The organism is Haemophilus haemolyticus (assembly GCF_003351405.1).
GTDB lineage: Bacteria > Pseudomonadota > Gammaproteobacteria > Enterobacterales > Pasteurellaceae > Haemophilus > Haemophilus haemolyticus_N.
This window is the reverse complement of sequence record NZ_CP031240.1, coordinates 376,770-392,343: the sequence shown is the minus strand read 5'-3', so window position 1 is coordinate 392,343 and position 15,574 is coordinate 376,770. Positions and strand designations below refer to the sequence as shown.

Below are 15,574 nucleotides of genomic sequence, written 5' to 3'. Positions count from 1 at the left end.
GAATGACTGTACACGCCGTTTATTTAGAAAATTGTATTTAGAATCAACAAATATTAATAGTTTTCATTTATTTTTTGTTTTTTTTTGTTTATCATGCTGGGCGTTTTTATTGGAATTCATTGTTAATGAGGCATCATGTAGTCAGTATGATTTCAATGAAAGCGTTAGTCTATATCTTTATATTTAAAGGAAAAAGTTATGAAACCAACGTTAAAAACAACCGCATTAGCGATGTGTATTGCACTAAGTTTGGCTGCTTGTAAATCTACTTCAAATTCTGGAGATGCTCGTCCAATACCAGTTCAACCAGAAGCAGCTAAAGCAGAAGCAGCTAAAGCAGAAGCAGCTAAAGCAGAAGCAGCTAAAGCAGAAGCAGCTAAAGCAGAAGCAGCTAAAGCAGAAGAAGCAGCTAAAGCAGAAGCAGCTAAAGCAGAAGCAGCTAAAGCAGAAGCAGCTAAAGCAGAAGAAGCAGCTAAAGCAGAAGTAGCTAAAGCAGAAGCAGCTAAAGCAGAAGAAGCAGCTAAAGCAGAAGCAGCTAAAGCAGAAGCAGCTAAAGCAGAAGAAGCAGCTAAAGCAGAAGCAGCTAAAGCAGAAGCAGCTAAAGCAGAAGCAGCTAAAGCAGAAGCAGCTAAAGCAGAAGCAGCTAAAGCAGAAGCAGCTAAAGCAGAAGAAGCAGCTAAAGCAGAAGCAGCTAAAGCAGAAGCAGCTAAAGCAGAAGCAGCTAAAGCAGAAGAAGCAGCTAAAGCAGAAGCAGCTAAAGCAGAAGCAGCTAAAGCAGAAGCAGCTAAAGCAGAAGCAGCTAAAGCAGAAGCAGCTAAAGCAGAAGAAGCAGCTAAAGCAGAAGCAGCTAAAGCAGAAGCAGCTAAAGCAGAAGCAGCTAAAGCAGAAGAAGCAGCTAAAGCAGAAGCAGCTAAAGCAGAAGCAGCTAAAGCAGAAGCAGCAGCTAAACCAGCAGCATCTTCATACGATGATCTTAAAACGCTGTTTTCTCAACCTGTAGTAGCTGGTAAATCTAGCGATTTAGTTAATGCAACTTATAACGGTAAAGTATTTGCAAAAGTTAAGCTTAGTAACTCTGACGAGGAACGCTACGCACGAACGACGACAGGTGAAGACGGTGATGTTACACTTAATGTTCAAAAAAATTCTTCTGATAAATTTAAAATGTCGGGAACTATCGATAGTACAACCGTAGGTAGAGTTACGTTGGGAGAAAAAGAGATTACAGAAAATAAAGTGAATAATGGTCATGTAGATTTTGGGGATGAGGCTACAGGTAGTTATTCTGCTACTATTTCAAAAGATGGTAGCGACATAGTTGGACGTGTGAACTATATTTTTGATCCAGATTCTGGTATGTATCCAACCGTTGCAGGCAAAGATGGTGCAATAAAATATCTTTTTGGCTATGAAGCCTTTTTTGATGCAACCAAACAACCTCAACCTAAATAATCGTTATAAAACAATATTTGGCGGATTTTTGTCCGCCATTTTTCAACTTATTGTTTGTTTATAAATATTTACTTAAAGTTACTCATTTTATGAAAAGTATTGCTCTCTTTTTTACTGCACTTTTCCCCGCTCTTGCTTTAGCAGAAACAACGGCACTAGATATTCGTCAAACACCAATTAAAACCGAACTTGAACCACAAATTAATGTCGCCAAACTTGAAAAACGCGAACAAAATTTACCGCCCTTAGGCACAGAGCAAGTCGAACAAATTCAAATTACCCTTGAGCAACTTAAACAAAACCCCGCTTTAACCCACGAATTATTAAGCCGTGCCATTTACGCACGCAATCCAGAAATGATAAAAAAATTGCTGGAAATTTACCGCACTTTTCCAAATCGTGACCCGATTATGGAACGCTTTGCGGAAGGAAAATTGGCTGCGATAACGGAAAACTATACTGTAGCTATTGATAAATATCGCGAAATTTTAGCCAAAAATCCAAATTTAAACCCTGTACGAATTGAACTGGCTATCGCTTTATTCAATCAAAAACAAGACGGTGCTGCTAAAGACCAATTTGAAAAAGCGCAAACCGCGGGTGATTTACCGCCTCAAGTTAAGCGTTTAATGGATGCTTATTTAGAGGCTTTAAAAGAACGTGATAGCTGGAATGTGGATTTTTCCTTTAATTATGTACGTGATACCAATGTCAATAATGTTGGTGAGGGCAAAACGGTCGCATTAAATAATGGTGGCACCTTAACACGTTCGGAATCGATGATGCCACAAACAGCACACGGTTTGGCGTATTCACTCGATATTTCGAGAGATTTTAATTTATGGAGCTCTAATTACCTCACGGTGGGCAATGAGTTTGGGGGAAAGAGCTACTGGGATAATCATAAATTTGATGATATTTCCAACCGCACTTTTGTTGGCTATGCACATAAAACCGCAAAGCAAAATTTCCGTATTAAACCCTTTTATGAAAAACGTTGGTATGGCGGCGAAAGTTACCGTTGGTCTAATGGGGCAAGGGTGGAATTTTCTCGTTGGTTAAGTCCAAACTGGCAACTTTTTACGGCGGGAGAGTTTTCAAAACAACGTTATTTAGACAGTACATCACAAAACGGTAATAACAAACTGATTTCCGCAACCTTACTGTGGGCAAGAACACCGAAACAGTTTTTCTACCTCGGTTCTGATTTTATGGCAGAAAGAACGAAGGTTCGTCAATATGGTTCAGACAGTAAAAGCTTACGTTTAGGTTGGGGACAAGAATGGAATTGGGGCATTTCCTCACGTCTCGGCTTATCCATAATGAAACGTGAATTTAAAGATATTGCCAAACTTGGTAATCTCAATTTGTTTTCTTTTGGAAAACGTCGAGAAGATAAAATTTACGGCATAAATTTATCCCTATGGAAACGCGATTGGCATATTTGGGGAATTACACCAAAACTCCAATTAAGCTGGCGTAAACAAGATAGCAATATTCCAGAAATGTATTCTTACACACAGAAGAATGTGAATATGTTGTTTGAAAAGACATTCTGAGTTAATTAATTGAACTTAGGTTTATCCATTTCTAAAGTGAGCATAATATGAGATATGCTCACTTTTTTATTTAAAGGAAACTAGTTAGAATACAATTATATTCCATTTCATCATTGGAGCTATTAATGTCCCATCTTGCCGATTCAGATCTGATTAAAACCGTAATTTTGCTTGCGTCGAGCGTGACTATTGTACCGTTATTTAAACGCCTAGGGCTTGGTAGTGTGCTTGGGTATTTGGTAGCAGGTTGTATGATTGGTCCTTCAGTGTTCGGTGTTATTCAAGAACCGGCTTCAGTCGTGCATTTGGCTGAATTGGGTGTCGTGATGTTCTTGTTCATTATTGGGCTTGAAATGCACCCTGAACGGCTTTGGTCTATGAAAAAAGCAATTTTTGGTCGGGGCTTGTTGCAAGTTGGGGGTTGCGGTGTATTGCTTACTTTTGCGGGGATTTATTTGCTCGATTTACCGAAAGAAGTGGCGTTTATAGCAGGCATGGGATTTACACTTTCTTCAACCGCGATAGTGATGCAAACTTTGGAAGAACGTTGCATTACCAGTACATCTAAAGGTCAGCGAATTATTTCGACTTTAATTTTTGAAGATATTGCTATTGTGCCATTATTGGCATCAGTGGCGTTTCTTGCGCCTCATTCTGAAGAAAGCACTCATACCGATTGGATGTCAATCGGCATCGCATTAGGTGCGGTAATCGGCTTGATTGTTGCGGGCAAATGGCTAATGAATCCGTTATTCCGATTAATTTCTAAAGCACATATTCGCGAGATGATGACAGCGGCTGCTTTATTAGTTGTACTTGGCGCAGCATTAGCCATGGAAATAGGTGGACTTTCAATGGCAATGGGGGCATTTGTAGCGGGAGTCATGCTGTCAGAGTCTTCGTTCCGCCATCAATTAGAAGCGGATATCGAGCCATTTCGAGGCCTATTGCTTGGCCTATTTTTTATGGGCGTGGGCATGTCATTGGATTTGAGCTTAGTGTTTAATCACTGGTTATTACTACTCGGAATTGTATTCCTTTATATTATTGGCAAAGGACTTTCTGTGTATGTCGTTGCTCGAATTACTCGCTTAGAACATAGGGAAGCAGTGGGAAGAATGTCACTCTTGGCGCACGGTGGTGAATTTGCTTTCGTACTTTTCTCTGCCGCAACGACAGCAGGCGTAATGAGCAACCATGAAAATGCCACTTTTACTGCTGCGGTAATTATTTCCATGTTGTTTTCTCCATTTATTACACAAATTACGCGTAAATTAGCGCAATGTGGAGAGAGAAAATCAGCGAATCAACCAGATACGAGCGATCTGTCACCTATTGATGATTTAGAAGATAATGTGCTTGTAATTGGTTTTGGGCGTTTTAGCCAGATCGTATGTCAAACATTATTAATCCGTGGCATCAGCGTTTCAGTGATTGATCGTAATATAGAAAATATCCGTGCTGCGGCAAAATTTGGTTTTAAAGTCTATTATGGTGATGGTATTCGTTTGGATGTACTTTACGCCGCGGGAATTGAAAAAGCGAAATGTGTCGTGATTGGTATTAATGATACAGATCGCATTGAAACGATTGTGAGCCAACTTAAAGGGGCTTATCCAAACCTGCCGATTTTAACCCGCACTTATGATAGAAAAACGACTGTGAGCCTAATTAAGCAAGATGTAGATTTTATTGTACGTGAAACTTTTGAATCCGCCATTGCCCTTAGCCAAGCAACACTAATGAAACTTGGTATTGATAAGATTGAGGCTGATGAAGTTATTAAAGAAGTTAGAGCATTAGATCAAGAACGTCTAAACGAGGAAGTTTTGCATGGTTTTTCTAATGAAATCTTAAAAAAATATTGGACGCCAAAACCATTCATTAAACCTCATGTCGATGCTCAAGCATTAAATGATGAAACTGCAGGAATATTGATTGAGGAATCTGAAGAAACGTCAAATAATAATTCGTAAAATGATTTCAATGCATTTCAACTAAAAAAGGAAGCAAATTGCTTCCTTTTTGTTTTGAGTTCGTTTGAATTAGAACGGAATATCGTCATCGAATCCATCCATTGGTGGCTCAGCCTGTGGTGCAGCTTGTTGCGGCGCAGGGCGAGATGATTGATAATTACCACCATTGTTAGTTTGACGAGCTTGGTAAGAAGGTTGTGGTGCAGCTCCCATATCACTAGGGTAACCACCTGCGTTTTGATTGCGCGCACCAAGCATTTGCATTACATCGCCTTGAATTTCTGTGGTGTAACGATCTTGACCATTTTGATCTTGCCATTTACGGGTACGTAAACGACCTTCCACATAAACTTGGGAGCCTTTACGTAAATATTCACCACAAATCTCCGCTTGACGACGATAGAATACAATGCGGTGCCATTCCGTTACTTCACGGCGCTCGCCAGTATTACGGTCGTTCCAGCTTTCACTGGTTGCTACGCTAATATTTGCTACGGCATCGCCATTCGGCATGGTACGAATTTCAGGATCATTGCCTAGATGACCTACAATAATGACTTTGTTAACTCCAGCCATAAAAAACCTCATTTTTATCTAAAAAAGTGCGGTTATTTTGCCTGAAATTTTTCAAAAGATCTATATATTTTAACTGGATATTTGCACAGATATTAAAATATGCGATAATGATCGCAGAATTTAAACTTATTTCATTCTTTTGAGCTATTTTATGGAAAATATCGATATTCGCGGGGCGCGAACCCATAACCTGAAAAATATTAATCTGACTATTCTACGCAATAAACTTGTGGTGATCACTGGACTTTCAGGTTCGGGAAAATCCTCTTTAGCGTTTGATACACTTTATGCGGAAGGTCAGCGCCGCTATGTTGAATCTCTCTCGGCGTATGCACGTCAGTTTTTATCTTTAATGGAAAAGCCTGATGTGGATTCTATTGAGGGACTTTCCCCTGCAATTTCGATTGAACAAAAATCTACCTCACACAATCCACGTTCTACGGTGGGAACAATTACGGAAATTTACGATTATTTACGTTTATTGTTTGCCCGAGTAGGGGAGCCACGTTGTCCAGATCATGATGTTCCATTAACGGCTCAAACGATTAGTCAAATGGTGGACAAGGTATTAAGTTTGCCAGAAGACAGCAAGATGATGTTACTTGCGCCAGTTGTCAAAAATCGAAAAGGTGAACATGTTAAGATTTTAGAAAATATTGCTGCGCAAGGTTATATTCGAGCACGTATTGATGGCGAAATTTGTGATTTATCTGATCCGCCCAAATTAGAGTTACAGAAAAAACATACTATTGAAGTAGTGGTTGATCGCTTTAAAGTGCGCTCAGATTTAGCAACGCGTTTAGCGGAGTCTTTTGAAACCGCATTAGAGCTTTCAGGTGGCACCGCGATTGTGGCAGATATGGATAATCCTAAAGCGGAAGAATTAGTTTTTTCGGCAAATTTTGCTTGTCCGCATTGTGGTTATTCTGTGCCAGAATTAGAACCTCGTTTATTTTCCTTTAATAACCCTGCTGGAGCTTGTCCTACTTGTGATGGTTTGGGGATGCAACAATATTTTGATGAAGATCGTGTGGTGCAAAATCCAACTATTTCCCTTGCCGGTGGTGCGGTGAAAGGTTGGGATCGTCGTAATTTCTATTATTATCAAATGCTCACCTCATTGGCGAAACATTATAATTTTGATGTTGAAGCCCCTTATGAATCTTTGCCAAAGAAAATTCAACACATCATTATGCATGGCTCAGGTAAAGAGGAAATTGAATTCCAATATATGAATGATCGTGGCGATGTGGTTATTCGCAAGCATCCTTTTGAAGGTATTTTGAATAATATGGCTCGCCGATATAAAGAAACGGAATCAATGTCGGTGCGAGAAGAATTAGCGAAAAATATTAGCAATCGACCTTGTGCAGACTGTGGCGGATCTCGTTTACGACCAGAAGCGCGGAATGTGTATATCGGAAAAACGAATTTACCGATGATCGCAGAAAAAAGTATTGGTGAATCGCTCGAATTTTTCACCGCACTTTCTTTAACTGGTCAAAAAGCGCAAATTGCGGAAAAAATTCTTAAAGAAATTCGCGAGCGTTTGCAGTTCTTAGTGAACGTTGGTTTGAATTATCTTTCTCTTTCTCGTTCAGCTGAAACCCTTTCAGGTGGTGAAGCACAACGTATTCGCCTTGCTAGCCAAATTGGTGCGGGGCTTGTTGGTGTAATGTATGTATTAGATGAACCTTCGATTGGCCTGCACCAACGTGATAATGAACGCTTACTTAACACGTTAATTCATCTGCGTAATCTTGGTAATACGGTAATTGTCGTGGAACACGATGAAGACGCGATTCGTGCGGCTGACCATATTATTGATATTGGACCTGGTGCCGGTGTGCATGGCGGACAAGTTATTGCGCAAGGAAACGCTGATGAAATTATGCTGAATCCAAATTCCATCACAGGAAAATTCTTATCAGGAGCAGATAAAATTGAAATTCCTAAAAAACGCACCGCACTTGATAAGAAAAAATGGCTCAAGCTTAAAGGAGCATCGGGTAATAACTTAAAAAATGTGAATTTAGATATTCCCGTTGGTTTGTTTACTTGCGTAACTGGTGTATCAGGCTCAGGAAAATCGACACTGATTAATGATACTTTATTTCCACTTGCGCAAAATGCATTAAATCGAGCAGAAAAGACGGATTACGCACCTTATCAGTCTATCGAGGGATTAGAATATTTCGATAAAGTTATTGATATTAACCAAAGCCCGATTGGACGCACGCCACGTTCAAATCCAGCCACTTATACAGGCTTATTTACTCCGATTCGTGAACTTTTTGCAGGTGTGCCAGAGGCGCGTGCGCGTGGTTATAATCCTGGACGTTTTAGCTTTAACGTACGAGGTGGGCGCTGTGAAGCCTGTCAGGGCGATGGTGTACTCAAAGTTGAAATGCATTTTTTACCCGATGTTTATGTCCCTTGCGACCAATGTAAAGGTAAACGCTATAATCGCGAAACCTTAGAAATTCGTTACAAAGGCAAAACGATTCATCAAGTTTTAGATATGACGGTGGAAGAGGCTCGCGAGTTTTTTGATGCAATTCCAATGATTGCAAGAAAATTACAAACCTTGATGGATGTGGGATTATCCTATATTCGATTAGGCCAATCTTCCACAACACTTTCAGGCGGTGAAGCGCAGCGCGTTAAGCTAGCGACTGAGCTTTCAAAACGTGATACGGGTAAAACCTTGTATATTCTAGATGAACCGACTACCGGTTTGCATTTTGCTGACATTAAGCAATTACTTGAAGTACTGCATCGATTACGCGATCAAGGAAATACTATTGTCGTCATTGAACATAATCTTGATGTGATTAAAACGGCAGACTGGATTGTCGATCTTGGCCCTGAAGGGGGAAGCGGTGGCGGACAAATTATTGCTACTGGCACGCCTGAAGAAGTTTCTAAAGTCGAAGGATCTCATACTGCCAGATTCCTCAAACCGATTTTAGAAAAACATTAAAAAATTACCGCACTTTTAGTATAAAAAGTCGTAAAATGACAATTAGGATTTAGTTTCATGTTAATAGATTTTTTGATTTAACATTGGGAACTTTATTTAATTAAACGTATCTAAGTAGCGCCTCAGATTGGGGCTTAATTAAGAGGATTTAATAATGAACTTCACTAAAGTTTTACCGGCATTTGCTGCCGCTGTTGTATTATCTGCATGTGCAAAAGATGCGCCAATAATGGAAAATGCATCGACTCAAATGGCTGCTCAAACTGCGTCAACTATCACTGACAAAACAGTAGTTTATTCTTGCAACAAAAAAACTGTGACTGCAGTGTATCAATTTGAAAACCAAGAGCCAGTTGCGGCAATGGTTAGTTTAGGTAACAAAATTATTGCAAAAGATTTTGCTCGTGATAAATCACAAAAGGATTTTACAAGTTTCACTTCTGGTGACTATGTTTGGAATGTAGATAGTGGTTTAACTTTAGATAAATTTGATTCTGTTGTGCCAGTGAATTTAATTCAAAAAGGCAAAACTAGCGATAAGATCATCATCAAAAACTGTGATGTAAACGCAAAAGCAACTAAAAAAGCAAATTTATAATTCATCAAAATGGCTAGCATAATTGCTAGCCATTTTTTATTGCCAAAAGCTAAGAAGATATTAGGAATAAAAAGCCCATAAAGATGAGTATTTTGTGTTTTTTTATTTAAAAAGTATTAGAATATGTAGTTGAGAGTTCCCTGGTGTAAGATTGTAGAGAATTTTGGTTATGTAATCGAAAAATAAAGAAAATGGAGTTTCTTATGAAATCACAACTTATCAAACTATCTTTAATATCACTTATTTCTTTGGCAATGTTCTCTGGAAATGCGTTTGGATATGCTACCAATAATCGTAATGTTGAGAACGTTAATCTACCTCTCTTCCCACCGCAAAAACATGAAGCTTTAGTAAAACGACATAATGCATTAGAAAGTAGAGTTGATAGAGGTTTAGCACAGCAAGCTGCCTTAGCTGGTTTATTTCAACCCTACAATATAAAACATTTTAATGTTACAGCTGCTGTTGGCGGGTATGGACCTAAGCATGCTATTGCAGTGGGAACTGGATATCGATTTAATGAGAAATTTGCTGCAAAAGTAGGGATTGCCTTGAGTGAACACAATTCTTCAGCCTATAATGCCGCAGTTGATTTTGAATGGTAATTAGACTTTATAATAGAAAATCTAGCCATTTTTTACTGGCTAGATTTTTTATTTTTATTTAGCTTTGTCTTAAGCCAAACTAGATTTACTACCTATTTTATTTAACCTAAACTTTATTATGCGTGTTTCAGATTTTAATTTCGATTTACCTGATGAACTTATTGCTCGCTATCCAAAAGAGGATAGAGCATCTTGCCGTTTATTGCATTTGAATGGGGAAAATGGGGCTGTAATTGACCGCACTTTTTCAGATGTATTGGATTTAATTGATGAAGGCGATTTATTGATTTTCAATAATACTCGCGTCATTCCTGCAAGAATGTTTGGGCGTAAAGCCAGCGGTGGTAAAATTGAAGTTTTAGTTGAACGCATGCTAGATGAGCATCGTTTCTTAGCGCATATTCGTTCATCAAAATCACCAAAAGAAGGAGCTGAATTATTTTTAGGTGAAGATAAATTAGGCGAAAATAATGGAATTAAAGCGGTAATGACAGTGCGTCATGGTGCATTGTTTGAAGTGGAATTAAGTGATAAATCAACCGCTCTCTTAGATGTGTTGCAAGCCATTGGACATATGCCATTGCCGCCTTATATCGACCGTCCAGATGAAGAAGCCGATCAAGAATGTTATCAAACGGTTTATAGTAAAGTACCGGGTGCTGTAGCAGCACCAACGGCAGGGTTACATTTTGATGATCCCTTGCTTGAAAAACTTAAAGAGAAAGGTGTGAATTTTGAATTTATCACATTGCATGTAGGCGCAGGAACATTTCAGCCAGTTCGTGTCGAGAATATTGAAGATCATGTGATGCATGCAGAATACGTAGAAGTTTCTCAAGAAGTTTGTAATGCTATTATTGCAACAAAGAAAGCGGGTAAACGTGTTATTGCAGTGGGAACGACTTCTGTTCGTTCTATTGAAAGTGCGGCGCTTTCTGCGGAAGAATTTGGTAATCCAGATTTAATTGAGCCTTATTTTTCTGATACCTCTATTTTTATTTATCCAGGAAAAAAATTCCGAGTGGTGGATTGTTTAATTACTAATTTCCACTTACCTGAAAGCACACTGATTATGTTAGTTTCAGCTTTTGCTGGTTATAAAAATACCATGAATGCATATAAACATGCAGTGCAAGAAAAATATCGTTTCTTTAGTTATGGCGATGCGATGTTTATTAATAAAAATTCTAATGTGAGAGGATTGGAATAAGTTGTTTGACTTGTAATTAGTCAGCACCTACAATAAAGAACAAGGGATGGCGGTAACCATCCCTTGTCGGAGAATCTACCTAGCCAGCGCTACCTTTCAATAGTAGGCAAAGTAGAATAACAATGATTAGTTTAATAATGAGATTAATCATAGTTTTTATCCTCAATTTGATTACAAATGAAGGATCTACTCAAACAGCCCGTCAGGTGCATACTGGCGGACTGATTTTAGCAGATCCGCCTCTGCTCAAAGAGCATTGGAAATATGATAGCACAAAGCCTGTATTTTTTAACAGGCTTTTTTGTTCAAAAAAATCTTCGAACTGTTTATTCGTTGGAGCAAAAATGAAGTATGAATTAGATAAAACAAGCGGCAATGCCCGTCGTGGTCGCTTGGTATTTGAACGTCCACAAGGCACGTTCAGTGTAGAAACCCCTGCATTTATGCCAGTGGGTACTTATGGAACAGTAAAAGGCATGACACCAGAAGAAGTGCGTGCGACAGGTGCAGAGATTTTACTGGGTAATACGTTCCATCTATGGCTTCGTCCTGGACAGGAAGTGATGCGTAAACACGGTGATTTACATGATTTTATGCAATGGCATCGCCCGATTTTGACAGACAGTGGCGGTTTCCAAGTATTTAGTTTAGGTAAATTACGTAAAATCACCGAAGAAGGCGTGAAATTCCAAAATCCAATTAACGGTGAGCGCATTTTCCTTTCGCCTGAAAAATCTATGGAAATTCAATATGATTTAGGTTCTGATATCGTGATGATTTTCGATGAATGTACGCCTTATCCTGCAACGTTTGATTATGCGAAAAAATCCATGGAAATGTCTCTTCGTTGGGCAAAACGCAGCCGCGATCGCTTTGATGAATTAGGCAATAAAAATGCGCTATTCGGTATTATCCAAGGCGGCGTATTTGAAGAATTACGCAAAGTCTCATTGGAAGGCTTAGTAAATATTGGCTTTGACGGTTATGCAGTGGGCGGTTTAGCGGTAGGCGAACCAAAAGAAGACATGCACCGTATTTTAGAATACATTTGCCCACAAATCCCTGCTGATAAACCGCGTTATTTAATGGGCGTAGGTAAACCAGAAGATTTAGTGGAAGGCGTGCGTCGTGGTATTGATATGTTTGACTGCGTAATGCCGACCCGTAACGCACGTAATGGTCATTTATTTGTGACTGATGGTATTGTTAAAATCCGTAATGCAAAATATCGCGATGATACGAGCCCATTAGATCCTGAATGTGATTGCTACACCTGTAAAAACTATACCAAAGCTTATTTATATCACTTAGATAAGTGCGGTGAAATTTTAGGTGCACGCTTAAATACCATTCATAATTTACGCTATTATCAACGTTTAATGGCGGAAATTCGTCAAGCGATTGAAGACGATCGTTTTGATGATTTTGTGATGGAATTCTATGCTCGCATGGGCAAACCTGTTCCACCATTACAATTAGCGGATAAATCATAATTGATGAAAGTGCGGTAGAAAAATGAAGCGTTTTTTGACCGCACTTTTTAACAAAGGAAAGCTTATGCAAATTCTTGAACCTCAACAATTCGCCACCTGGAATGAACCTATTGAAATGCTTTATGCCTGTCATAGTAAGGTAAAACGTTTTTGTCGTCAGTTAAGCATTTTGCCTGATTATCTAGAAAAACACGGCTATACTCAGGCTGTATTAAATGATGTTGAGCAAATTTTAACTTATTTCAATCGTGCCGCTCCGCTACATCATGAGGATGAAGAATTAGATTTTTTCCCTCAATTAGTCAAAGTGGCTCCGCAAGCACAAAGCTCCATTGATGAATTAGAACAACAGCACGAATATTTGCATGAAAATTGGAATGCACTATCTGCGCAGTTAGAAGAGCTTATTTCTGAACAACGTCAAAATATTGATGAACATTTAATTGAACGCTTTGTTCAAGGTTATGAGCGTCATATTGCGTTAGAAGAACCGTTATTTGAAATGGGGCGTGAATGCTTAAGTGCGGATATTTTGGCTGAAATGGGCAAGAGAATGAGTGCTCGTCGTCAAATTAAAGAATGAAATATCAGCTCAATTTAACCACACTTCGATGTCCAATTCCTCTTTTAAGTGCCAAAAAAGCCTTAAAAAATTTGGATAAAAATGATGAGCTAATGTTGATCTTAAACTTTGAAAGTGCGGTGGAAAATTTTTCTATTTTTGCAGAAGAAAATTCGGTTGCTTTGGTCGAGCAATATTACGCTTCGGAAAAAGAATTTATTGTTATCTTGAAAAAATAAAATTTATTGCCATAACCTAAGATATTGGGCGTGGTTCGCCTTTCCCAATGAAGTAATTTATGGTATTTTACGCAAAATTTTTAACTTAAATTAATAAGGAAAACACAATGGAAGCACAAAACCCGATATCCACGTTATTTATTTTCGTGATCTTTGGTTTAATTTTTTACTTTATGATTTATCGCCCGCAAGCTAAACGCAATAAAGAACATAAAAAATTGATGTCTGAGCTTGCAAAGGGTACTGAAGTTTTAACCGCTGGTGGTTTAATCGGCAAAATTACTAAAGTAACCGAAGGTAGCGATAGTATCGTGATTGCGTTAAACGACACGACAGAAATTACGATTAATCGTAACTACATTGTGAGCGTTCTTCCTAAAGGTTCATTAAAATCACTTTAAGAGTAACGTTAAATTATTTTCCAGAGCCACGAATTGTGGCTCTGTGCGTTAGAAAAGAAAAGGAAAACTATGTTAAACCGTTATCCATTATGGAAGAATTTGATGGTTATTTTTATTGTGGCCATCGGGATTTTATATTCTCTTCCAAATATTTATGGTGAAGATCCTGCGGTGCAAATTTCCGGTACGCGCGGTCAAGAAGCGAATACTAGCGTGCTTGGACAAGTTCAAGATGTGCTTAAAACCAATAATCTTCCAACCAAATCTGTCGTGCTTGAGAACGGCTCAATTCTAGCTCGTTTCACTAATACCGATGATCAACTCCTCGCTAAAGATAAAATTGCTGAACGTCTTGGCAATAATTACACCACTGCATTAAACCTTGCGCCTGCCACTCCAGCTTGGTTAAGCATGTTTGGTGCTAACCCAATGAAATGGGGATTAGACTTACGTGGTGGGGTTCGTTTTTTGATGGAAGTCGATATGAATGCTGCACTTGTAAAACGCCAAGAGCAATTACAAGACAGTTTACGTAACGAACTTCGCAAAGAAAAAATTCAATATACGGCAATTAAAAATACTGAGCATTTTGGTACTTCTGTCACATTGGCCGATGCAAGTCAACGCTCCAAAGCAGAACGTATTATTCATCAGTTGCATCCAACCTTAGATATCACAGAGTTGGATAACGATAGTATCAATTTAGGTCTTTCAACTTCAGCATTAAATGAGGCACGTGACTTAGCAATTGAGCAAAACTTAACGATTTTACGTAAACGTGTTGCTGAATTAGGGGTATCTGAGGCAGTTATTCAACGTCAAGGCGCTGAACGTATTGTAATTGAATTACCAGGTGTTCAAGATACTGCTCGCGCAAAAGAAATTTTAGGGGCAACTGCAACGCTTGAGTTTCGTATCGTAAATCAAAATGTTACGGCCGATGCAATTTCTCGTAATATGTTGCCAGCTGATTCGGAAGTTAAATATGATCGCCAAGGTCATCCTGTCGCATTATTTAAACGCGCGGTCTTAGGTGGTGAGCATATTATTAATTCAAGTTCTGGTTTAGATCAGCATTCAAGTACCCCGCAAGTGAGTGTAACCTTGGATGGTGAAGGTGGTGAGATTATGTCACAAACCACCAAAAAATATTACAAGAAACCAATGGCAACGCTTTATGTTGAATATAAAGATAACGGTAAAAAAGATGAAAATGGTAAAACCATTCTAGAAAAACATGAGGAAGTCATTAATGTGGCGACGATCCAAGGTCGTTTCAGTTCTAATTTCCAAATTACCGGTGTTGATAGTATCGCTGAAGCGCACAATCTTTCTACCTTATTGAAATCTGGGGCATTAATTGCACCAATTCAAATTGTTGAAGAGCGTACAATTGGTCCATCATTAGGCGCGCAAAACGTAGAACAAGGGATTAATGCGAGTTTCTGGGGACTCATCGCTGTGATTGTCTTTATGCTGTTCTACTACAAAATGTTCGGTATTATCGCAAGTTTTGCTTTGGTCATTAATATTGTGTTGTTAGTCGGTTTAATGTCTATTTTACCTGGTGCGACGCTTTCAATGCCCGGGATTGCTGGTATCGTATTAACCCTAGGTATGTCGGTGGATGCCAACGTGTTGATTTTTGAACGTATTAAAGAAGAAATTCGAAATGGTCGTCCAATTCAACAAGCAATTAACGAAGGTTATAACGGGGCATTTAGTTCTATTTTTGATGCAAATTTAACGACAATTTTAACCGCAATTATATTGTATGCTGTGGGGACAGGCCCAATTCAAGGATTTGCGATTACGCTTTCACTTGGTGTGGCAATTTCAATGTTTACCGCTATTACAGGAACACGTGCATTAGTGAATGCGCTTTATGGCGGAAAACAACTTAAGAAATTATCAATTTAG

13 protein-coding genes are annotated in these 15,574 nt (G+C 38.8%); 12 read left to right on the top strand and 1 reads right to left on the bottom strand.

What is annotated here, in order from left to right; genetic code table 11:
- Positions 1-198: 198 nt before the first annotated feature.
- From DV427_RS09475 to DV427_RS01820, 3 genes are all read left to right on the top strand, one after another.
- On the top strand, positions 199-1,452 hold the full coding sequence (locus DV427_RS09475) for a hypothetical protein (protein ID WP_205334663.1): 1,254 nt from the start codon (positions 199-201) through the stop codon (positions 1,450-1,452).
- Positions 1,453-1,541: 89 nt separating this feature from the next.
- Positions 1,542-3,011 (top strand): surface lipoprotein assembly modifier, encoded by a 1,470-nt coding sequence (locus DV427_RS01825; RefSeq protein ID WP_114891114.1) that lies wholly within the window; start codon positions 1,542-1,544, stop codon positions 3,009-3,011.
- A 125-nt stretch (positions 3,012-3,136) separates the two neighbouring features.
- A complete protein-coding gene (locus DV427_RS01820) occupies positions 3,137-4,987 on the top strand; it encodes a monovalent cation:proton antiporter-2 (CPA2) family protein (protein WP_114891113.1) in 1,851 nt (616 codons plus the stop codon).
- 69 nt (positions 4,988-5,056) lie between these two features.
- Here DV427_RS01820 and DV427_RS01815 read toward each other — a convergent pair whose 3' ends face one another.
- Positions 5,057-5,563: a single-stranded DNA-binding protein gene (locus tag DV427_RS01815; protein WP_114891112.1), complete on the bottom strand. Its 507-nt coding sequence runs from the start codon at positions 5,561-5,563 to the stop codon at positions 5,057-5,059.
- Positions 5,564-5,714: 151 nt separating this feature from the next.
- Between DV427_RS01815 and uvrA the strand changes: the two genes are divergently transcribed.
- From uvrA to secD, 9 genes are all read left to right on the top strand, one after another.
- A complete protein-coding gene (gene uvrA / locus DV427_RS01810; RefSeq protein ID WP_114891111.1) occupies positions 5,715-8,546 on the top strand; it encodes an excinuclease ABC subunit UvrA in 2,832 nt (943 codons plus the stop codon).
- A gap of 154 nt (positions 8,547-8,700) precedes the next feature.
- Entirely contained in the window at positions 8,701-9,144 is a 444-nt protein-coding gene (locus tag DV427_RS01805; RefSeq protein ID WP_114891110.1) for a hypothetical protein, read from the top strand.
- Positions 9,145-9,347: 203 nt separating this feature from the next.
- Positions 9,348-9,749 (top strand): YadA C-terminal domain-containing protein, encoded by a 402-nt coding sequence (locus DV427_RS09580; protein WP_050541608.1) that lies wholly within the window; start codon positions 9,348-9,350, stop codon positions 9,747-9,749.
- 118 nt (positions 9,750-9,867) lie between these two features.
- Complete coding sequence (gene queA, locus DV427_RS01795; RefSeq protein WP_114891109.1) at positions 9,868-10,959, top strand: tRNA preQ1(34) S-adenosylmethionine ribosyltransferase-isomerase QueA; 1,092 nt, start codon at positions 9,868-9,870, stop codon at positions 10,957-10,959.
- A gap of 344 nt (positions 10,960-11,303) precedes the next feature.
- Entirely contained in the window at positions 11,304-12,452 is a 1,149-nt protein-coding gene (gene tgt / locus DV427_RS01790; protein ID WP_114891108.1) for a tRNA guanosine(34) transglycosylase Tgt, read from the top strand.
- Between the two features lie 64 nt (positions 12,453-12,516).
- Complete coding sequence (locus tag DV427_RS01785; RefSeq protein ID WP_114891107.1) at positions 12,517-13,035, top strand: hemerythrin domain-containing protein; 519 nt, start codon at positions 12,517-12,519, stop codon at positions 13,033-13,035.
- A complete protein-coding gene (locus DV427_RS01780; RefSeq protein WP_114891106.1) occupies positions 13,032-13,253 on the top strand; it encodes a sulfurtransferase TusA family protein in 222 nt (73 codons plus the stop codon). The genes DV427_RS01785 and DV427_RS01780 overlap by 4 nt, the downstream gene beginning before the upstream one ends.
- A gap of 107 nt (positions 13,254-13,360) precedes the next feature.
- Complete coding sequence (yajC, locus tag DV427_RS01775; protein ID WP_114891105.1) at positions 13,361-13,654, top strand: preprotein translocase subunit YajC; 294 nt, start codon at positions 13,361-13,363, stop codon at positions 13,652-13,654.
- Positions 13,655-13,723: 69 nt separating this feature from the next.
- Positions 13,724-15,574, top strand: a complete 1,851-nt coding sequence (gene secD, locus DV427_RS01770; protein ID WP_114891104.1) for a protein translocase subunit SecD — start codon at positions 13,724-13,726, stop codon at positions 15,572-15,574.